The sequence below is a fragment of the Microcoleus sp. N3A4 genome, assembly GCF_036701805.1.
GTDB lineage: Bacteria > Cyanobacteriota > Cyanobacteriia > Cyanobacteriales > Microcoleaceae > Microcoleus.
Genome location: NZ_JAUBRJ010000028.1, coordinates 1 through 22,199, shown reverse-complemented (window position 1 = coordinate 22,199; position 22,199 = coordinate 1). Strand labels below are relative to the sequence as shown.

At 45.7% G+C, this 22,199-nt stretch carries 14 protein-coding genes; 6 read left to right on the top strand and 8 right to left on the bottom strand.

Translation table 11 applies throughout. The features are described 5' to 3' along the window. Positions 1–15 precede the first annotated feature (15 nt). The gene (locus QUA56_RS17440; protein ID WP_333359753.1) at positions 16–1,554 is read right to left on the bottom strand and encodes a SagB/ThcOx family dehydrogenase; all 1,539 of its coding nucleotides are present in this window, start codon (positions 1,552–1,554) and stop codon (positions 16–18) included. Positions 1,555–1,780: 226 nt separating this feature from the next. Here QUA56_RS17440 and QUA56_RS17435 point away from each other — a divergent pair, with 226 nt between their 5' ends. The 4 genes from QUA56_RS17435 to QUA56_RS17420 all read left to right on the top strand — a co-directional run bounded on the left by QUA56_RS17435 (position 1,781) and on the right by QUA56_RS17420 (position 6,923). Next, positions 1,781–2,302 carry a pentapeptide repeat-containing protein gene (locus QUA56_RS17435; protein WP_333359751.1) on the top strand — a complete coding sequence of 174 codons (522 nt, stop codon included), beginning with the start codon at positions 1,781–1,783 and terminating at the stop codon, positions 2,300–2,302. A gap of 195 nt (positions 2,303–2,497) precedes the next feature. Beyond that, a complete protein-coding gene (locus QUA56_RS17430) occupies positions 2,498–2,830 on the top strand; it encodes a hypothetical protein (RefSeq protein WP_333359749.1) in 333 nt (110 codons plus the stop codon). 33 nt (positions 2,831–2,863) lie between these two features. After that, positions 2,864–4,942 (top strand): dynamin family protein, encoded by a 2,079-nt coding sequence (locus QUA56_RS17425; RefSeq protein WP_333359747.1) that lies wholly within the window; start codon positions 2,864–2,866, stop codon positions 4,940–4,942. A gap of 298 nt (positions 4,943–5,240) precedes the next feature. After that, complete coding sequence (locus tag QUA56_RS17420; protein ID WP_333359745.1) at positions 5,241–6,923, top strand: dynamin family protein; 1,683 nt, start codon at positions 5,241–5,243, stop codon at positions 6,921–6,923. Here the strand turns inward: QUA56_RS17420 and QUA56_RS17415 are convergent. Together QUA56_RS17415 and gloA2 are read right to left on the bottom strand one after the other, a co-directional pair. Continuing rightward, complete coding sequence (locus QUA56_RS17415; RefSeq protein ID WP_333359743.1) at positions 6,890–8,182, bottom strand: endonuclease/exonuclease/phosphatase family protein; 1,293 nt, start codon at positions 8,180–8,182, stop codon at positions 6,890–6,892. The two genes, QUA56_RS17420 and QUA56_RS17415, sit on opposite strands and share 34 nt — an antisense overlap. A gap of 117 nt (positions 8,183–8,299) precedes the next feature. After that, entirely contained in the window at positions 8,300–8,686 is a 387-nt protein-coding gene (gloA2, locus tag QUA56_RS17410; RefSeq protein WP_333359741.1) for an SMU1112c/YaeR family gloxylase I-like metalloprotein, read from the bottom strand. 310 nt (positions 8,687–8,996) lie between these two features. Between gloA2 and ilvC the strand changes: the two genes are divergently transcribed. Then, a complete protein-coding gene (gene ilvC, locus QUA56_RS17405) occupies positions 8,997–10,046 on the top strand; it encodes a ketol-acid reductoisomerase (RefSeq protein ID WP_333359739.1) in 1,050 nt (349 codons plus the stop codon). Between the two features lie 302 nt (positions 10,047–10,348). Here ilvC and QUA56_RS17400 read toward each other — a convergent pair whose 3' ends face one another. From QUA56_RS17400 to QUA56_RS17380, 5 genes are all read right to left on the bottom strand, one after another. Then, the gene (locus QUA56_RS17400; protein WP_333359737.1) at positions 10,349–10,573 is read right to left on the bottom strand and encodes a hypothetical protein; all 225 of its coding nucleotides are present in this window, start codon (positions 10,571–10,573) and stop codon (positions 10,349–10,351) included. Between the two features lie 440 nt (positions 10,574–11,013). Next, positions 11,014–12,672 carry an alpha/beta hydrolase gene (locus QUA56_RS17395; RefSeq protein ID WP_333359735.1) on the bottom strand — a complete coding sequence of 553 codons (1,659 nt, stop codon included), beginning with the start codon at positions 12,670–12,672 and terminating at the stop codon, positions 11,014–11,016. 810 nt (positions 12,673–13,482) lie between these two features. Then, positions 13,483–15,486 carry a cation:proton antiporter domain-containing protein gene (locus tag QUA56_RS17390; RefSeq protein WP_333359733.1) on the bottom strand — a complete coding sequence of 668 codons (2,004 nt, stop codon included), beginning with the start codon at positions 15,484–15,486 and terminating at the stop codon, positions 13,483–13,485. Positions 15,487–16,049: 563 nt separating this feature from the next. After that, a complete protein-coding gene (locus QUA56_RS17385; RefSeq protein ID WP_333359731.1) occupies positions 16,050–18,824 on the bottom strand; it encodes an NHL repeat-containing protein in 2,775 nt (924 codons plus the stop codon). Between the two features lie 293 nt (positions 18,825–19,117). Next, positions 19,118–20,515: an amidase gene (locus tag QUA56_RS17380; protein WP_333359729.1), complete on the bottom strand. Its 1,398-nt coding sequence runs from the start codon at positions 20,513–20,515 to the stop codon at positions 19,118–19,120. A gap of 306 nt (positions 20,516–20,821) precedes the next feature. Here QUA56_RS17380 and QUA56_RS17375 point away from each other — a divergent pair, with 306 nt between their 5' ends. Continuing rightward, the gene (locus tag QUA56_RS17375; RefSeq protein WP_333359727.1) at positions 20,822–22,120 is read left to right on the top strand and encodes a type IV pilus twitching motility protein PilT; all 1,299 of its coding nucleotides are present in this window, start codon (positions 20,822–20,824) and stop codon (positions 22,118–22,120) included. Positions 22,121–22,199: the final 79 nt, after the last annotated feature.

The following is a 22,199-nucleotide window of genomic DNA, read 5'->3' as shown; positions in this document are numbered from 1 at the left end:
ACCGATGAGTCATTCTCACGATCGAGGTCTTCCGAGAGTTGTAATATAAAGCACAGCTTCACTCGCAGGAATACCGAGAACGTCATTGACGCGATCGTCAAAAAAGCCCGCGATACCGCTGACACCCAAACGCAGTTGAATAGCTGCTAAATTCAACCGCTGGCCTAAATGACCCGCGTCCATGTGCAAATAGCGGTAAACTCGATCGCCATATTTTGCTACCGCCCTGTTCAAATCAGCCGTGTGAAACAACAGCGCCCCCGCATCTCTGCCCAAGTCTTGCCCCAAACACAAATAATGCAATTCCCGGCGGAAATTTTTAAACCGAATTTGCCGCAATTCTTGAGCTTTTGGAGCGTAATAATAACAGCCTTCTTCTAACCCATTCACTCCCGAAACAGCAATAAAAGTCTCGATCAAACTCAGATCGAAATAGTCTGGAGAACTGTCTAATCCTTGGTCGATATAGTGCTGTGGCTGGTAAGTAAAATCTAGCATGGCTAGCAGTTCGCCCAAACTCAAAGAAGCACCTGTATAAGCACGAGTAGAACGCCTTTTGAGCATCGTGTTGCCTAAATCTTCCAGGTTCACTCCCCAAGGAATCGAAGGAGTGACAGTCGAAACTTTAGTACAAAAGGGAAAGTTGTATTTATCGTCTAATTCCCCTTCACTTTCATCAAATTTCCAGCCATCCGCTCCGGTGGTATCTGATTCTAACTGTGTTGCTTTGTGGAGGTATGCCAACAGTTGACCTTCGGAAATTTGCGGGTAATCTGTGGTGGTGTTTCCGGGCAAAGCTGTTTTAAATTTAGGCAAGTTTTGCTCAATATCTAGCAAGTCGGCTAAAGCAACTACACAAATCGCTCCTTCTTGCTCTGAGTCGATGTATAGCAATTGATTGACAGCTTCGTCGGCGAATCCTCCAATCAGGTGAGGTCGGTAATCGTTGGGGGCGCAAGCTAACTCGATATTGCTCAATAAATGGCCGGTGTCTAGGAAAATTCGCCGATAAGCTCGGTCTTCGTAACGCCAAGAAGAACGAAAAAAAACAGTGGTAACGGCGATCGCCAATTGGGTATTTTCTAGCGCTGGCGACTGGAAACAAGCTGCTTGCAAGGCCGGCCAGACTTCGCTGTCCCAGAAATGAACAAGTGAATGAGTTCTGCACTGATAGTTGTAGAGTCCGGCCGGCAACTGCCCAGTGCCGCGGGATATTAAATAAACCTCTGCTGGGTAAAGCCCGCCCGCCGACGGTGCCGATCGCAAATACAGGTAGCTGTCGTCTACCGTCTGCACTTTCGCCGTCAACCCGTAGCTGCACAGCAACAAGCTGGATAACCGGCGCCACCAACGGGCATCGGGATCGGCATCGGACTCCTCCGAGAGGTCTTTTAGATAAGGCTTGAGGTCAAAATACGCTCCAATTTTATATTCTTTGAAAGGCACAGGTTGCTCTGTCCAATCTAGCCGTTTGCTTTTGGCAGCAATGGTTTCAGGGTCGTATTTTGTCCGTTCGTGGTAGTGCTGAGCAATGGAGGGAGGAAGTTCTGGCATATTTCAGTAGAGGATGGGCTTTGGTTTCTCGATCGATCTTGACATTACTAACCGCTTACTGGTCGAGCAAGGCAGAAATTTACAAATATAAAAAAAATCTTAGAAAAAATGCGACCGTTGTTACATAAGCTTAACATAAGAAATACCTAAGTATAAATACGCAGACTAAAAACCATTAATTATCGTTATGGATTGACTGCAGTAGCTGTCGTCATGAGGGGTGAAAATGCAAAAGCTAAGCGCTGAGGAATTGCTCGCTCAGTATGCTGAGGGCAAGCGAAACTTTAACGCCGTTGACTTAAGTGAAGATAACTTGTTTCAAGCAGATTTGGCAGAAATAAATCTTTCTGGTAGCCTTCTGAGGCGAGCTTATTTGCCTTACGGAAACTTGACTCAAGCCAATCTTTATCAAACAGATTTGCAAGATGCTGAATTGGGCGACATTCAACTTTATCAAGCCAACTTGTCGGAAGCAAATTTATCAAGAGCAAATTTATCAAGAGCAAATTTGCGCCACGCCAATTTACAAGGTGCAAATTTGCAGAAAGCCAATTTGCAAGGGGCGGATTTGTACAATGCAGATTTGACGAATGCCGATTTGAGATATGCGGATTTGAGCCGAGCTAATTTGGATAAAGCAAAGTTAACTAAAGCTCAATTAGCGGGCTGCAACTTATTTCGATCGCGCTTGGTCGATTTGTCGGAAGCTGAGTGCGATCGCACTACTATCGGCCCCGAAGGATATTGATGATTTGCAGCAGTCTAGGGCGATCGGCTTAATTGGTCGTGAAGCGTAGCTATCCCGTAGGGAATCGCCCTTTTTAAAATTTCTTAACATTTCTCGACACGGGGGAAAATGTGAGTTACAGTCGTAGAGAACTTATCGCTCCGCAACATTGACAATAAATAACACATTTTTCCAGTGGAAACTCGGATAAAATTTATGAATTCTCCCGACAAAAAAGCCCGAGAACTTCGGCACAAAGAACAAGATTTGCGGAGGCGCGAACAAGAAATTAGGCTCCGCGAACTAGAAGCAGAAATCGACCGCTCAGTGCCCGAACATCTAACGAGCAAGTACGAAGAACCAGACAGCCAAGTTAACAGAAAACTCAAACAGTGGCGCCGAAAAATTATAGCAGTCACTCAATTTACAGGCATTGTCATTGCTGTTGTCGTTGCAGTTTGCATCGCATCTTGGCTGGCAGCCGCGCTGATAGTTGGAGGCATTGCTTTGATTGCTTACAAAATATTTTTCCAAGACAACAGAAGTTGAAAACCTCAAGCAGGAAACTCTCAGGAAAAACCCATGAACCTTAAAGTAGAAACTAGCAATTTTCTCAACGATTTAGAGCGAGTAGCCGCCGTCCGCCGAGAAATTGCCGATCGCCTCAGCAACATCGCCACAGCCATCAACGAATCAGAATTAGCAGGAGCTGCAGCATCGGGAAAACTCGGTTTAGAAACAGAAAACGCCGACATCACTCTCGCCAGCAAAAACTTGCGCCAAGGAGTCTTTCGGCTGCTAGTTTTAGGCGACATGAAACGCGGCAAAAGCACTTTTCTCAATGCCTTAATCGGCGAAAACTTACTGCCCAGCGATGTAAATCCCTGTACAGCTTTGCTGACGATTTTGCGCTACGGTTCAGAAAAAAATGTTACCGTTTATTTCAATGACGGTAAAAGCCCACAACAGCTCGATTTTAAAAGTTTCAAACAGAATTACACAATTGACCCCGCTGAGGCAAAACGCTTAGAAGAAGAAAAGAAACCAGCATTTCCAGATATCGATTGCGCCGTAGTAGAATATCCCTTACCTTTACTAGAAAAAGGCATAGAAATAGTAGACAGTCCCGGGCTGAACGATACAGAAGCCCGCAACGAATTATCTCTCGGTTACATCAACAACTGCCACGCTATTTTGTTCGTGCTCAGGGCAACTCAGCCTTGCACGATGGGTGAAAGACGCTATCTAGAAAATTACATCAAAAATCGCGGCTTGAGCATTTTCTTTCTGATCAATGCTTGGGATCAAGTGCGGGAAAGTTTGATTGACCCGGACGATCCTGAAGAATTGGCAGAAGCAGAAGGGAAACTGCGGCGGGTTTTTCAAGCTAATTTGGCTGAATATTGTTTAACAGAAGGACACGATATTTACGACGAGCGGGTGTTTGCAATTACCTCAATTAAGGCGCTCAGGTTGCGGATGAAAAACCCGGATGCGGATTTGGCAGGAACTGGTTTTCCCGAGTTTATGGCGGCACTGAATACGTTTTTGACGCAGGAAAGGGCGATTTCGGAATTGCGTCCGGCGAGGACTTGGGCGCGTCAAATTTCTGCTCGCGTCCGCGAAGCTGTTGGGCGCCGATTACCATTACTCGATCGCGATGTCAATGAGTTGAAGGAAAAGATTAATTCAGTTGAGCCGGAGTTTAAAAAGCTGACTCAGATTCGCGATGAATTTCAACAAGAAATTATCGGCGTTAGAAATAGTAAATCGCGGGCGATCGCCGATTCTTTCCGCGCCTACGTTCTCAACTTAGAAAATACCTTTGAAACAGATTTCTTGCGGTATCAACCGGATCTGAAATTTCTGGATTTCTTCAGCCAAGGCAAGCGAGAAGCCTTTGAAGCATCGCTCAGACGAGCATTAGAGCAGTACATCAACGACAAACTAGCAGCTTGGACTCTCACAGCAGAAAAAGAGATGAATTCAGCATTTTCGCAGCTCTCGCAAAGTGCGGCAAATTACGGAGCATCTTACACGAAAGTGACTGAAAAAATTACCGAAAAACTGACCGGGCAAAAGATACCGGCAGCAGTCAGCAACTCGAAGGAAGATAACTCGCCAGCTTGGGCAAAATGGGCGATGGGATTGTTCTCGTTAACGACCGGAAATCTGGCGGGCGTAGCTATGGCAGGAGCGGGTTTTGACTGGAAAAATATCCTGCTTAATTTAATCACTGTGTTGAGCGTCAGTACGATTCTTGCTAGTGTTACGGGGATTGTTTTGGGGCCGCTGTACTTGGCTTTGTTGGGGCTGGGTGTTGGGGTTTTGCAAGCAGACGGAGCTCGCAAAGAGTTGGTGAAAGCAGCGAAAAAAGAGTTGGTGAAATATCTGCCACAGGTGGCTCAAGAGCAGTGGCAGCCGATTCACGATGCTGTGAAAGAGTGTTTTGATGTTTACGGGCGGGAAGTGGGCGATCGCATGAATGATGATATTAATTCTCGGAAAGCTGAATTAGATAATTTGCTGGAACAAAAGGAATCTCGCGAGATTAATTGTCAGGCTGAATCTGAGCGCTTGACAAAATTGGATGCTAATGTTTCTGCCCAGTCGCAGAGTATAGAATCGCTATATCAAGGTTTTTTAGCATCGGCTAGGTGAAGGTGTTGCGATCGTTTTATTCATTCAGTCAATAAAGGCACGTAGTTGCGCTTCAGCGCTCTTATATAGCAATCCTAAATGATTTGTGTAATTCTTGTAGGGGCAAACCCCGTGGTTGCCGCGCCTTGGCTGGGTAGGCACCATATAGCACTACCCCTAGATATTTTTACAACTGATGCGAGGATTGCTATATATAAACAAAGAGCGCTGAAGCGCAACTACGTACCTAGGATTTGGAAGATGACTAAAGTCCGAACGCTCAAACCTTTTATTGTCCAACAATGAGATAATCTTAAATATGCAACAACCCGAAAATTATCAATATTTAACCGACAATCTCAAGTCAGCACTCGGCATTCTCGAACTGGATAAAAACTCCCAACTTTATCGAGATACCACCTCAATCTGCGACTATCTCGCCAAACCAACTTTTCAAATTGCTGTCTTTGGCCCGTTTAATTACGGCAAGTCAACTTTGCTGAATGCTTTGTTGGGAAATCGTGCTTTGCCGATCGACCTCGTGCCCACTACAGGTGCTGCCATTTATGTCAACTACGGCGAGGAATTGCACGCAAAAATTACCCTGAAAGACGGCACGGAAATTAGCGAACCGGGGACTGATGTGTTGAAACGCTACGCCATCCTTGACGACGCGAGACAAATGCGGGATGATGTGGTGGCAGTGAATGTTTACTGCCCCCATCCATTCCTGCAAACGGGTGTGGAATTGCTGGATTTGCCGGGAACCAACGATCGCGAAGAACAGGATCATTTAGTAAGAGATAAATTGCTAACGGCTGATTTGGTTGTGCAGGTTTTAGATGCTCGTAAATTGATGACTTTAGGCGAACGCGAGAACTTGAGAGATTGGTTGAGCGATCGCCACATCAACACTGTACTCTTTGTTGCCAATTTTCTCAATCTACTCGAACCAGACGACCAAAAACAAGTTTACAATCGGTTATTGTTTGTTGCCGAAAGTTTTCGCTCGAACTTGCCGAACAATATCAGCAATATCTACCGCGTCGATGCTTTGCCGGCTTTGAGGGCGAGGCTGAAAGGAGATGTGGCGGCCGCCCAAACTACAGGAATTGCCGCGTTTGAATCGGCTTTGCAAAGTATTGTGGCAGCTCAACAGGAACAACTAGCAGTTAAGTTGCCCAGAATTGAAGCTATAGCTACTAAAATTTGCCAATCTCTCCGAGGGAAATCTGAAACTGTCACCGCAGAAATAGCCGCAGCTCAACAAAAGCACAAGCACAGAATTGAAATTAAACAAAAAGCCGAAAAATTGATATCAAAAGGCTTTCACGCCAGCGTTTCCGAATTCGAGATTTGGCTTTACCAGCCCACACTTTTGCAGCGGTATCAATCGGAAATGGCGCTGTCGCTTCAGGAAGGGAGTTTTGATGCGTGGAAGCTAAAATTTCAGCGAGAGGTCTTACATCAGCAGCAAACGATCGCAGAATGGGTAAATAAAGCTTGCGAATTCTTTGAGAAAGAACAGCCGATCGCACTTTTGATTTCGTTTCCTCCATCCCCGCAAATCAGTTTACCGGAGCCGCCGCCACCTCCAGCTCAAAAGTCGATCGAGGGCGAAGTAACTCCAGTGGCGATCGCCACCGGCTTAGGTTGGCTGTTGGGCGGGCCTGTGGGAGCCGCAGTAGTCGGTGGCGCTAGCTATATTTTGAATAAAAGAACCGGCTATGAAAAGCCGCCTGAATCGTCAGAAGCTTATCTCAATCAAGTAACGCAAATTTGCAGCGAGGCTGCTAAAAACTATCTCGCTCGCTTCAGCACCGATACTTTTTCCATGCTGCAACACTACAAGGAAATCGCCGGAAAAGTTATCTGTTTTCAAGACAGCAAAGAGCCGCTACAGACAAATATTCAGGAATACCAGATCCAGTTAATCAATAATTTGTTAGAAAATATCGAATCCTTCCTTCAAATGACCAAATCTGTAATTAACGGCAAATGATCCGAACCGACATTTCGGCCAGTACGAATTTTCAAAATACCAATTTCTTTGCTGACTAGAAAGTGATCGATCGGAATATAAGCCAGCGGCATAAAAGTCGGCCAAGTCGGTAAAATCCCAAAGCCCGATCGCGCATTTCGCAGGTTTCCGGTTTTTACCATATTTTTGTAGAATGGCGACCACATTGTGGTATTGAAATCCCCAACCACAATCAGCGGATTTTTGACTTGGGCTGCATACTCGCCGATGGCTGCTAGCTGTTGGTTGCGATCGATAAAACTGTGGTGTTTGATCGGCACAGTCGGATGAGCAAGAATCAGAGAAATGATTTTACCTTGAAATTGAACATCCGCCAACAAGCTCTTTCTTTGCTTGGAAAAGGCTTTAACAGAGGGATTGTTTAAAGGCAGCTTGCTGTAGATGGCACTGCCAAATCTCTCAGATTCTTGTTGGTTGGAAGAGTAAGGAAAAATCTCGCTTAAAACTGCTAACTCTTTTGCCCAAACTGTGCTGACTTCGACAAAAACCGCGATATCAGGTTGTTCTGCTTTAACCAGGGATATCACCTCAGAATAGCGTCGGTTACTCGTTAAAACATTTGAATGCAAAATCCGCAAGTTGTGTGCGCTAGTTGCTCCTGCAAATGCTGGCGCTGGAAAGTACCAAGGAACAATTTCAGCCAAATTAACGATCGTGCAAAATGCGCTCACCAACAACCATCTTTTTTGGGAGCGCACCAGAGCGAAAAATATCACAGTAGAGAAACCAACCAGCAGATATTGTACTTTAAAATGAGAACTCAATTCAAAAAAAATGTTAGTTATTCTCAAATAACCGACTATTGAAAATAGGGCATTTACACTTGCTGCGATAATAAACCATTTTAAAATTACGTGCTTCAAGCTAATGTTTTTGTTGTTGCTGCTGTACATCACCGCCCATTTGAGCTTGATTTTAAGGTCGTTAGTAATCGGCAATTTATCAATTTCTGTTACCAGTTGTTCTGGCGGGTGCAACTCTCGCCGCTTTTGATAAAATCTCACCAGCAAGCCATCTACCACAAAATAACTAACAGAATTGGCAACAAATCCTGCCAATACCAACACACCTAAACCGATCAGCATACCAAAGGAACCGCCGACTTTGACCAAACCCGACCAAACGGCTGCATCACCTGTTTTTCCTGTAGCTAATATGGCGATAAAGAGCATTAAAGTCGGCAATCCGATAGTGATTGTGTTTCTGATTAATCTGTCCATTATACAATTTTAGATTTTAGATTTTAGATTTTAGATTGGGAATGAATCATGCAGTTTGTATAGTCAGCACTACGGACTGGTTGGCTTAATAACGGCTTGACCAAATAGAGAGACTCCTTAATTTTCATAAATTTCTAACGGTAAGTCGTCGGGATCTCTGAAAAATGTAAACCGTTTTTCTGTAATCTCGTCAATGCGAATTTCTTCTACTTCTACTTGTTGAGATTTTAAGTAAGCAACTGATGCTTCTATGTCTTCAACTGCAAAAGCTAAATGTCTCAAACCGCAAGCTTCAGGATTGTTAATTCTTTCAGGAGGATGGGAAAATGAGAAAAGCTCGATGGTGTCGCCATTTCCGACTCGCAAATCTAGTTTGTAAGAATTTCTCTCGGTTCGGAAAGTTTCTTTGATAATGGAACATCCCAATACTTCTACATAAAATTTCTTCGACGCTTCGTAATCCGAGCAAATAATCGCCACATGATGTATTGCCTTTATTTTCATCTGAAAAAAGTTAGTTAGTTGGGTTTTTCTGAGATGTTGCACCATTCTCAATAAGCTTTTATGAACAGGCTCTCCGGCCTGTTCCACAAAGAGTAAATTTTCTTGTGGAACAGGCCGGAGAGCCTGTTAAGCGAGAATAGTGCAAGATGCGAGGTTTTTTCAAATGCACAGCACGCTATTAACCAATTATATTTGACGATCGCAGACTCGGCGACAAACCCTGCGACATTCAGGGCGATCGACCTTTATTTTCCCCCGTCCAAATCTTAATTGAAAAATTTCTGCAAAAAAAAGCACCCTACTTGATAAAATGAGAGTTTTGCAGTCAATCACCCAATTTGCATCTCAGGAAACAAGCACTATGGCCCGTATGTATTACGACACCGACGCGAACCTAGACCTCTTAGCCAACAAAACAATTGCTATCATCGGCTACGGTTCCCAAGGACACGCCCACGCCCTCAACCTCAAAGACAGCGGCCTGAATGTGGTTGTCGGTTTGTATCCCGGTAGCAAATCTGCCGCCAAAGCAACCGACGCGGGTTTAACAGTTCACCCGGTAGACAAAGCAGCCGCCGCCGCTGACTTCATCATGATTTTATTGCCCGATGAAGTTCAAAAAACTATTTACAAAGAACAAATCGAACCGAACCTTTCAGAAGGAAATGTTTTAGCATTTGCTCACGGTTTTAACATTCACTTCGGCCAAGTTGTTCCCCCAGCCAATGTAGACGTAGTAATGGTAGCCCCCAAAGGCCCCGGACACTTGGTGCGGCGGACTTACGAACAAGGGGAAGGCGTTCCGAGTTTGTTTGCAGTATATCAAGATGCTTCCGGTCAAGCGCGCGATCGGGCAATGGCCTATGCTAAAGGTATCGGCGGCACCAGAGCCGGCATCCTGGAAACCACTTTCCGCGAAGAAACAGAAACCGATCTTTTTGGCGAACAAGTAGTTTTGTGCGGCGGTTTGAGCGCATTAATTAAAGCTGGATTTGAAACTTTAGTTGACGCCGGATACCAACCGGAATTAGCTTATTTTGAATGTTTGCACGAAGTTAAACTTATCGTTGACTTAGTAGTAGAAGGAGGCCTCGCCAAAATGCGCGACAGCATCTCCAATACCGCAGAATACGGCGATTTAACTCGCGGCCCCCGCATCGTCACGGATCAAACCCGCGCCGAAATGCGAAAAATTCTCAGCGAAATTCAATCCGGCCAATTTGCCCGCGAATTCGTTCTGGAAAACCAAGCCGGCAAACCGGGCTTTACCTCCATGCGCCGTCAGGAAGCAGAACATCCTATTGAAGAAGTTGGTAAAGATTTGCGAGCTATGTTTAGCTGGTTGAAAAAGCAAGCCTAATCAATTTTAGATTTTAGATTTTAGATTTTAGATGGGAGGACAAATCTAAAACAGTCCTGGACGCAGAACCTAATTATATAGGGTGGGCACTGCGCGCCTTACCGCTTAGAAGAAAATCTCTAATCTCAAGTTTAATCGATTACAGATTAGAGATTGGATAAAAAATCTCTAATCTCAAATCCAAAATCTAAAATCGTACTGTTGGGCGAAGCGAAGCGTAGGGTTTGCTTCGCTTAACCCAACCTACAAGAAAATTGCTAAGTATTGTTAGAGAAACCGAGTTTCTCGCTGGTAGCTCAAAACTATCGACTGGGATTCGGGCTTTTTTCCAAGTTCTCAATCTCCTTATCCCTTTGCTTGTTTGAATCTTGCGGCTTCACCCACGATGGCCACAACCCGACGAAGAACTTTCGACTTGCCACGCTAGTATCTCTTACAGGTTTGGGGAGAAAAGTTAAAGTGTCACCGTAAAGGGTAAACAGCACTACAAACAGCAGCAACAGCGGGATAAGATTTTTTTTAGGCATGGCAGTTTGGGAGTAGAGTTTGTGAAAGCGCTTTGTTATATTTTGCCCTGCCACAGACAAAAAATATCAGCAACGGCTCAAGAATAAAAATAGACCTCAGCAATCTCGGACACGGCCGTGCCGTTTCCCTACCCCAAAATCATCAATTTTCTTCGATGAAAGATGTAACCATCGCCCGATTAATTGTAGGAAAACGGCACGGCGCGGTGTCCTGACTGTGGGTAATATCAATTCCGATGTCACCGGATTTGATATTATATCATGTCCGATCGATTGACGATAATATCCCGGCCGGGGCGGGTTTTTGAGATTGGAGATTGTTGGCAGATATTGTTGGTGAACCCGCCCCTAATTTCGGGCGAAGCGAAGCGGAGGGAATCGACCGGACATCATATTACTTAATGACTAATGACTAATGACTAATGACTAATGACTAATCACTACTTATTTCCTTGAATGAAAGTTTGGATAACTGCATTAGTTTCAGGGGGAATTTCTGTTACCAGCCGCACCGGAATTGCGTTAGTCGAAGCAAATTGCGCGTATTCGGGCGTTAGAAAGACTGCATATTTATCAGCTTCAGCAGTCAGTTGAGCGGCGGTGGCTAAACTTACAGCTTTAATATAATTGCGTATGCTAACAGCTTGGTCGCCGACAACTTCATCGCCGGTAATTACTGTGCTCGGTCTGCGAACTTGGTCTAAAGTTGTACTCGGATCTTTGACACTTAAGTGGGTTCCTCCTACAAAACCGACTAGCCATTTGGGAGATGGAATTTTTGGGAAGCCGGCAATTTGTTCGGCTAAGGCAGGAGTTGTTTTGTCCGCAGAAGATGCTACTATTAATGTGGGAATCTTAATTTTACTTAAGCCCGTTTCTCCAAACAATAATGATGTGGTAGGATTCATGGCGATCGCCCTTTTAATCCTGGCATCCCGCAATTGATACCGTTCTTCGGGCAATGCGGCCGCGGCGCACTGAATGCCTTCGCCCAAGCTGAACCCAATCAAATCCCCCTGACACCTTTGTTTGAGTCCGCTCAATTGCAGTTCGGCACCGGCCAAGGACAAGGCTGTAGCGCCGCCGAAAGAATAGCCAATAATTACCGATCGGTCGATCGCGATTTTCCCCTGCAAGTTATCATCAGTTTGGTTCAATTTTGCCAGTTCGTCGAGCACAAAACTGATGTCTTTGGGACGGTCTAAAAACTCTTGAGGAGCTAACAAGCGAGACTTACCCGCGATCGCAGCATTGGTGTTTGTCTCGTTGCTTCCCGGATGTTCTAAAGCTGCTACCACATAGCCGTGAGACGCCAAATGCTCGGCTAAGTATCGCAAATCCGTGCGGACAGAACCCAAACCGTGAGAAAAGACGATCGTCGGTTTGTCGGCTGTCGCAGCTATCGACCAGTACACATCAACCGGAATGCGCCGATTGCGGGTGCTATCGTTCAAATCTAGCTTTAGTACCCGCACGGAATTAGGGCCGGGCTGGCTCGCGTCCAAAGGCAGGTTCAGCGCCGGTTTAGCCGCTGCTAACTGAGGTGCGATCGCCGCCATAAACCGCTGAGTTTGCCAAAAACCTGCGTTCAAATTTCCCAAAACTGCGAAAGCTCGATCGAGATCCACCACTACCCGCGAGCTCGGATAAGATTCAATGAAACTCAATACAGATAAGCCTTCCGGCGCGTTCGATCCCAGCACCAGAGCCGCTCGCAGCGCTTCCACACCCGCACCGTCGCGCCTGGGTATGACTGTAGTCAAATCCGTCAGGATCGCAGTGCCGATGCCCGTATTTAGCAAGTTGCTCAGGCCGACTACATTTAGGGGTATTTTCGCTTGCAGCGCTCCAAAGATTTGACTCCGCTGTTCGGAGGACAGGAGATTGGCGTAAGCTTGCAGTCTGGCGGGGACTTTTCCTGTTTCTGCGAGTTCGCGCAAATCCGCAACGGATATTGACGATTGTAAAATACCTTTGCGGACAACAATCGTTTCTGCCGCTTTTACAGGGGATGTCACAGCGCTGAAAGTGCCGATCGCGATCGTACCCAAAACACTCGCCAGCGACGAAAACCATCTGAAATTTTGTCTGATGCTCATTTTTACCTTATTGAACTAGAAGGGATACATCACCATATTCTCAAAATTCTCCCAGATACCGAGAAATTATCTAGTTCGATGTGCGATCGAAATTAGTTTGCGGGAGTGCGATCGGCAAAGCCTCTACGCATATTTACTTGTCGATCGCACATTCCGTACCTAAGTACAATTCTTGTGCGGGTGCTAATGATGATGAGTTGAAGGATTTTTTAATCGGCAGCCCAAAAAATACAAACTTCGCGAGTGAAAAGAGGGATCTAGTGTATTTCCGAACCGCGCCAAGGTGCGGAAATTTTGGTAGCAATTCCGTTGGATTAGGATTAAATATAAGACTTACACAATTGTCACAAATAGGGCTTAAATTTTAGGTATGTAGTTGCGCTTCAGCGCTCTTTCCTAAGCTAAGAAAGAGCGCTAAAGCGCAACTATAGCAATCCTCAATGATTTGCTGGCATTATACGCGAGCTTTCTGGCTCGCACTGCAAGGATTCTGGTCTCGATCGAGAGAGGCTGCTGATGCGAGGATTGCTATATAAGACTTACACAATTGTCACAAATAGGGCTTAAATTTTAGGTATGTAGTTGCGCTTCAGCGCTCTTTCCTAAGCTAAGAAAGAGCGCTAAAGCGCAACTACATAAGTAGTAGGACACAATTAATTACCCAAAATACCGCCTAAAAACCTTGCCTCTTCAAAAGGCTTGATGTAATTAATTGTGTCCGATTACTTACCTTTGTTTAATTTGCCAGTTGGCTTTAGCCCTAAAATATAAACCGCAGATTCAGAACGCAATCTGCGGTTAAAATATTCCTCAAGATACAGGAAAATAAACAACCAGCATGGAAATATCAGGGTGAGCCCGAGCGATCGCTTCCGGTTCTTTGAGAGTTCCCGGTTGTTCCCACAATGTCTGTTGCTGAGAAAGTGTTGTTAAAATCAGCAAATCGTGTTCTAACAACTGCTGCGAAACTAGCTTGATAAAATTTCCCCGCACCCGATTTACCGGTATCTCAGAAAGAATTTCTACCTCCGCCGCACTTTTGTTGCTTTTTTCCCGTTTTGTTGTCACCAACACCACTTGCAAAGTCGCCTTGAGTTCCTCTGCCAAACTCTTAGCAATATCCACGGTTTCCTGAAATCCAAACCGAGTCAACTCGCTGTCAGTTACCGCCAAAATAATTCTGGCTGTATTCTGGATAGGATCGGGAAATCTAGCAATCAGTACGGGTACGGGCGATCGCCTTACCACATTGTCAATGATGCTGCCAAAAAAATTGTCGCGAGTCGTGGAAAATCCCTTCCAACCGCAAACTATTAAACTAGCCTCGCGTTCGGTTGCACTCCGCAGAATTCCGCGATCGATCGCATCATCTATCCTCGCGATCGGTTCAACCGCACAAGCAGCAGCATGGGCCACAGTTTCCGCAGCCGTCAAAAGTTGAGTTTGCTGCATTTTATCTGCCGGTGAAATTGCTTCCCCGCGATCGGACAATATATGCAGCGGCAGCAAAGTTCCCTGAGAGCTTTTTGCTAAAATCAAAGCCAAACGCAGCAAATTATCTTCCGTATTCGGATTGGCAACAGGCACTAAAACTCGATCTCCCCATGAATTCTTTCCCGAAGTAGCAGCCGGCAAACTCGACCCCGGCGGCTGCATTTCTTGACCCCACCGAGATACAATCCAAGGAGAAGCGACACAAGTTACTAAAATCATGGCAATGATGCCGTTCACCGTTACGCGATCGACCAATTTAATGTCAAAAGCAACCGTAATCGCCGCCAAAGTAGAAGCAGCTTGAGCAACAGAAAGACCGAACATTACCATAATGTTGGGAAACTCAAAACCAAATAATTTCCCCGGTAGCCAAGCTGCCAAAAACTTGCTCGCCACCTCTGCTAAAATCATTACCGCTGCCACCAACAAAGACTGCGGCTGCTTCACCAAAATTAGCGGGTCAATTAACATCCCCACAGAAATCAGAAAAAAGGGCACAAACAACGTATTGCCAATAAACTCAATCCGATTCATCAGCGGACTCATTTTGGGAATAATTTGAGTAATTGCAATTCCCGATAGAAATGCACCAATAATTGCCTCAATTTCAATCAACTCTGCTGCGTAAGAAACTAGAAATAGGGTAGCCAATACAAATATAAACTCGGCATTTTCGTCATGTCCGAATTTCTTGAAAAACCAGCGACCGATTTTGGGAACTCCCCACAAAGTACCAAAAGTGTAGATAGCAAGAGATGGAATGAGAACCAGCCAAAAATCGAGAGTGAGATTTCCTTTAAAAGCTTTGACAACAATTGCCAGTACCAACAGCCCCAACACATTCGTAATTAAAGTCCCGCCCAAAGTCGTAGTAATAGTCTGAGTTCGCATCAAGCCCAATTTGGTGAGAATTGGCAGCGCTAAAAGCGTGTGCGTAGCAAAACAAGAAGCGACTAAAATTGAAGCCAGCCAGCTATATCCCAACAGCAGCATCGCTCCCGTCCCCAATATCATCGGTAGCGAAAAAGTAGCCAGCCCAAATATGACAGCTTTGTCCGCATTGAGTTTGAGGTCGTCGAGGCTAGTTTCCAGTCCCGCTAGGAACATCAAAAACAGCAATCCTACAGTACCTAACAAAACAATAGTAGCGTCCCGCTGCAGCAAATTTAGACCGTTGGGGCCGACAATTACGCCAGCAATAATTAAACCGACTATTCCCGGTAGTCGCAAGCGTTCAAATAACAGCGGCGCAAGTAGCATGATTGCTAAAAGAACCAGGAAAACGGGAACGGGAGCGGTAATCGGCCCGGAAGTTAACATAAAAATTTTTCCCTCAATATTGGCAGCGCACTGCTACCATTTTTAAAATAAAATAATCAAAATATCTATCAATCTAAAGAGGTATTCTCCATAATTTACAGCATTATTATTAATAAGTAGGACTGGGCGGGAGAAACCCGATTTGTTGGTAAAATATGGGTTTGATGACTAGAAATTGGGTGCATCACGAACTCCGATCAAAAAACTATCTTTTTGAGTTTTGGATGCAAAAAAACCCGCTTAAGAGTCAAAATAACAGGTTGTGAGCGATCGACGTTAACGCCGAAACCTGGTTTTCGCTCCTATTTGCGTCCACCACTATTTAGGTATCAAATGCAGGGGAACACAGACCTATATCCCCAGATGGAGCTTGGCAAACTCGGTCTAATTCAGAAACCGGGTTTCTGAATTAAACCGAGTTTTTCACCACAACAGACAATTTAAATGGGTTAGTCTTGGACGAGAAACAACCCGGGTTCTACGCAACGTACTTAACCGTACCATTACGGTAGCTAAGTATGTATTTGTTGTCAAGATTTTTCCATCTAATTTTCAATGATAGGCTAAGCGACCGACACAATACTAGCTCGATCGTAAGGCAATCTGTTAGTCGGCAAAACCTCCAGATTAATTTGCAACGAATCCAAAGCCGGATTTTCGGCTAGCAGCTTTTGCGTCAAACTCTTATTAAGAATTTCCCAGAAATCCGTTTCATTTGGATAATTAGTCAAGAAATTGTCGATGCTTTTGTAAATCGGCACAAAGTCTGGATACTCATCCTGCGTAATTCCTGGTTTGTACTGATATTTGACATCAATATTGAGGTTATTCAAACCCTGGTGATCGATCGAGTAATTAGGAATCTTGAAATCCCACGCTTCGCCTAATTTACCATCTTGAGTGCGAGTAACGGTACTGCTGCGCTCGTAAGGCAATTGGTTCGTCGGTAAAACGTCCAAATTAACCGTCACAGACGAAATTGCCGGATTGTCAGCAAGCACTTTTTCGGTCACATTTTTGTTAACAATTTCCCAAAAATCTGTTTCGTTGGGGTAGTTGACTAAAAAATTGTCAATGCTCTTGTAAATCGGCACAAAATCAGGATACTGATAATTTTGAATCCCGTCTTTGTACTTATAATTTACATCAATATTCAGGTTGTTTAACCCTTGATGATTAATTGGGTAATTTGCAAATGTAAAATTCCATTTCTGAGTCAGTTGAGCATCGGACGGAAAGAAAGCAATTCCTATTGGACGCTGTAGCTTGCTGTCGGGAGGGACAAAAATAGAACTGTTACTAGACCTAGGATTTCCCGATATTGGCAGCGGTTCGTCAGTCTTGCCATTGTACCGCAAAACAGCGCCGGCACCGTTAGCATTGGCGCGGTTGTCAAAGCCAACTGCAAACAAATTGCCGATCGGCGAAAAGGCCAAACTACCTACATAATTGCTACTGGGCGAAGTATCAGTATAATTGGTAGATAAAACCTTGACCAATTCCCCACTTTTTAAATTGTAGCGCCTGATATCGTTAGCAAAATCGCTGACATAAAGGTCGCCGTCAGCGGGCCCGATTGCCATTCCCAAAAGACTTGCAAATCCCTGACTCCGAGGCGAAGGATCGGGCGAAGCAAAGATACTTGACTGCCCGGTTTGCGGGTTGTAACGCAGCACCTGACTGGGGAAACTTGCGCTAAAATCCGCTTTACCGTTGCTCGCAACACTCCCCTCCGTTGTCACGTACAAATTGCCGTCAGGAGCAAACAGTAAACCGTTCGGGCCATTCAATCCTCCCGCTTGCTGATTTCCCGAAGCAAATACATCAATAAACTGTCCTGTTTTGCCGTTATATCGGAGAATTTGGTCGCTCAAAAAACTGCTGACATAAAAATTACCGTCAGGGCCAAAAGCTAAACCGTAAGGGCGAAACAATCCGCCAGTTTCATCGGCCGCCGTGTTCGGATTATCGCCGACAAACTTGTCAATAAATGCGCCAGTAATTCCGTCATACCGCAATACCGCAGATGCTGTCGGTTCTCCAGAATTTCCGGGCTTGTCGCCGCTACTAACGTAAATGTCCGACTTATCATCGCCATTGCCATCTGGCCCAAAAACGATCGTATCTGGATTGGACAAACCGCCGCTTCCCGGTGGAATAAATTCGCCTAGATAATTGCCGGTATTGCCGTCAAACCGAAGTACATTATTTCCCCTGCTATTGCCAACTAGGAAAGTTCCTTCAGGATTGCTGGGTTGAGTGCGAGTAACTTTGCTGGTTTGGTTGTAGGGCAAGTTTTGGCTTGGCAAAACGTTGAAATCGATCTTAATTGCCGCCAAGGCAGGATTTTCGTTGAGGATATTTTGAGTCAAGTTGTTATTGACAGTTTCCCAAAAATCTGTTTCGTTCGGATACTCGGTTAAAAACTTATCAATGCTTTGATAAATTGGCACAAAATCGGGATATTCTTGTTGGGTAATTCCTGGCTTATACTGGTAATTGACATCGAGATTTAGCGTGTTTAATCCTTGGTGATTAATTTCGTAGTCTTTGACTGAAAAATTCCAATCTTCTGTGATTTTGTCCGATTGACTGCGGAAAACTGTACTGGCGCGATCGTAGGGCAATATCTCCGTTGGCAAAACTTCAAGTTGAATCGTAACATCTGTCAATACCGGATTTTCATTTAGCACCTTTTCCGTCAAATTTTTGTTAAGAATTTCCCAAAAATCTGTTTCGTTTGGGTAGTTAATTAAGAAGTTATCAATACTTTGGTAAATTGGCACAAAATCGGGATATTCGTTTTCGGTAATTCCCGGTTTTAAGTCGTAACCAACTTTAATATTTAGGGTGTTTAAACCTTGGTGGTCGATGGTATAATCTTTAAAGTCAAAAGCCCATTTTTCTGAAGGTAATAGGGAAGAAGTTTGAGATTGCGTCCGCTCTGGCCCGCCACCACGATCGCCAACAGCAAAATCCATCCCTGTAAGTTCGTCTCTCTGAACTTTAGTGGAGGCATCTGTCTGGGATTTTAGACTGCTATCAAATTTAAGATTGTCGTCTCCTGACGATTGGAGGCCGAAGTTGTTGAATGGCTCAAAAAGGTCGTTAGCGAAGCCCTCGTAGAGGATCGCACTACCAGTCGCAGCAGCCGCCCAATCGGGTTTTTGAGTCAAATCGTAGCTGGTATCAAATAAACCATTGGTATCCCCGACGGCACTTTGGCCGATCCGATTTAAGCGATCGAAATTACTGAATAAGTCTAGTATTTCCGCTGAAACACCCGCAACATTTCCATTAATAGGGTTTTCTTCAAACAGTCCTGCTGTCTTAAACATAGGCTATTTTTTTTGATACTCCAGCTACAGAAAATCAATTTGACTATAGTGTACACTTTTTCAAAAAAAAGTCAAGTAGTTTAAGAAGTACCTTATATTTGACAAGAATTCAACCTGAAATTTGTCCCCTTTCTCAATCCTATCGTTTCCCGTTGCATCAATATTGTTGAAATGTCAAACAGTCAACAGTCAATAGAAATTTATGCGAAAAACCGGATTTCTAGTTCCCCGCACAAGTCCTGATTTGGCATACCCATAAAAAAGGTAAACGTGCTTTTATCCCTTGCTGTTCCCTATTTAAAATCTAAAACCGGGAAAGGTTTCGCCGCTTCCATCTGCGCCGCTAAAGCAATTAAAGTTGCTTCCGCCGCCGGCCGCCCGATAATTTGAATTCCCACGGGCAAACCGTTGTTATCTAAAATGGCAGGAAGTGCGATCGCAGGCAAACCGCTAGCATTAAACGGCGGACAAGGAGCAATCCAATTAATAATCCGCTGCAAAGTTTCTTCACAGCTCAAATCCGCCCACTCGCCGATGCGAATTGGCGAGTGCATATAAGTCGGCAAAACTAACACGTCAAAATTCTCAAAGAATCCCACAATCCGCCGTGAAATCACCTGCATTTGATTCACCGCCCGCAAATATTCCCCAGCCGAAATAGTTCTTTCTAACAGCCAGCGATTCATGGGTTCTAAAGCAGGGCCTGGAATGCCGCTTGCCGCCGCCCCTGACTGCCAAATTGCGGTAAACGGTTCGATTAAACCCGTAAAATCCGGGCATCCAGGTTCGACATCGTGACCCAAATCAGTCAATAATTTTACGGTTTCGAGTACCGCTTGCTCACAGATAGCCGCCGCCTCACCCACAGGGGAAATACTCGTAGAAAAAGCAATTCGCAGTTTGCCCAACTTTTGAGTGGAAGCTTCTAAAAACGTCGGATTTGAATCTGGTAGCCAGTACGGATCGCCTGTTGTGTAACCTGACATCACATCCAAAAGTGCGGCGGCGTCAGCTACAGTGCGCGCCAGGGGGCCGTTGGCAGAAATGCCGCTGAGGTAATCTCCGACAGGTGCCCAGGAAACTCGCCCCCGCGAGGGTTTAATGCCCACTAAACCGCAGCAGGAAGCTGGGCCTCGAATCGAACCGCCGCCGTCTGAACCTTGGGCGATCGCGCACAAACCCGCTGCTACAGCGGCCGCTGAGCCTCCGCTGGAACCTCCGGGCGTATAGTCTAAATTCCAGGGATTGCGCGCGGGCCCGAAACCTTCGGGTTCGGTGTAAGGTAATGAGCCAATTTGAGAGGTTGCTGTTTTGCCCAGAATGTTAAATCCCGCTGCTTCGATCCGCCATACCACAGACTCGCTGTAGCTAGAGATGTTACCCAGCAAAGCCTGAGTGCCGTAGCTACAGGGAACGCCGGCAACTGGTGTCAAGTCTTTAATGCCGATCGGCACTCCGAAAAAAGGTGGCAATTCCTGTGACTTGTTTAACCCAGCTAGTTGTTCGGTTTGAGATTTAGCTACGGCGATCGCCCGATCGGCCGTTACTGTAAAATAACTGCCAAGTTCTGGGTTTAATCGCTCGATCCGTTCCAAGTACAGATTGACAATTTCTAAAGGCGACACTTCCAGGGTGCGGATCGACTCCGCCAACTCCAAAGCTGGAGTAAAAGCCCGATCGACAGAATTCATCCGTTTAAGTCCTTAATAGTTGGGCAAAGTATTAATTTATACTGCCTGGTTGCGGAAAACTTTTTCGGTTAAAAAATTTATCCAAAAATGTCGAAAATCCATATTCGATTGTAGAGCCAGAGCGATCGCATCCTCCAATTGGCCGAATATTTCCTTAGTAGTGCAGCACTACAACCCCCTCATGGGATAGACTGAGAACAACAGTTAAGCTTTTGTGCAAGAGACGCTCTTCGGGCGATCGGCATTGTTCAACTTCCACCAATCATCTGTTCGAGTCAGCCTTCTCACCAACTTCAGGTAGCGCATATGACACAACAGCATCCGCCAGCTCCTCGCCCGCCCGTACCCGGTGCTCCCCCACCGCCAGGAATGCCCCGTCCTCCTGCTCCCGGGATTCCCCCCAGAGCAGCAGGAATGCCGCCAGCACCGCCGCCCGCTGCCGCACCGCCGCCCGCTGCCGCACCGCCGCCCGCTGCCGCACCGCCGCCCGCACCAGCACCCCAATCCTTCGCCACACCTAAAAACCCGAACTCTAGCAGCGGCGGAGTTCCGACTTTGAAAGAGCTAGTCATCCGAGCCAAAGAAGAAGGAGTATCCGACCTTCACCTCGGAGTAAACGAAGTTCCCCGCTTCCGCACCCGGGGCGAGATTGCCGACATCGGCTATCCACCGACGGATTTAGATACGTTTTTTGGCTGGTTGGGGGAGTGCATGAGCGATGAAGAAATTGAAATTTTCCAAAAAACCCTAGACTTTGACGGCGCTTTCGACTTCGGGTTCGTCCGCATTCGGATCAGTTGCATGGACTCCTTGGCCGGCCCGGCGATGGTGCTGCGGCTAATTCCTGCCAAAATATTGACAATGGAGGAATTGAAACTGCCGGAGGTCTTTAGAAAAATATGCGGCTACCACAAAGGCCTGATTTTGGTGACAGGCCCGACAGGTTCGGGTAAGTCTACCACCTTGGCCGCGATGATCGACTACATCAACAAGAATAAAGCCTACAACATCATCACGATCGAAGACCCGGTAGAATTCGTACACGAAAGCAAAAAATCCTTGATCAAGCACCGGGAAGTCGGCAGGCACACCCTCAAGTTTATGAGCGCTCTCAAAGGCGCTCTGCGACAAGACCCGGATATGCTGCTAGTAGGAGAAATTCGGGACAGAGAGACGGTGGAAATCGCCCTCAAAGCCTCTCAAACCGGTCACTTAGTTGCAGGAACCCTGCACACCAACAGTGCGGTTAAGACCCTGAACCGGATTCTGGATATGTTCGGGGCCGAAGAACAGGATGCCATACGGGTTTCAATTTCCGAATCCCTAGTGGCGATTATTGCTCAACTGCTGTGCAAAACCACAGACGGGAAGCGGGCTGCTTTCCACGACGTTATGATCAATACCGACGTGGTTAAGGAATACATTCTGAAGGGGCAGAATGAGGAAATCAATCAAATCATGATCAAAGATACTTATGAAGGCATGACGACGATGAATAAGTCGCTCTACGGTCTTTATCAAGAAGGTCGGATTACTGAAGAACTTTGTGTAGAGAACTCGCCGTTCCCGAACGAAATGGCTCAGATGCTCCGAGGTAGAGTTTAAATAGTTGACAGTTGACAGTTGACAGTTGACAGTTGACAGTTGACAGTTGACAGTTGACAGTTGACAGTTGACAGTTGAC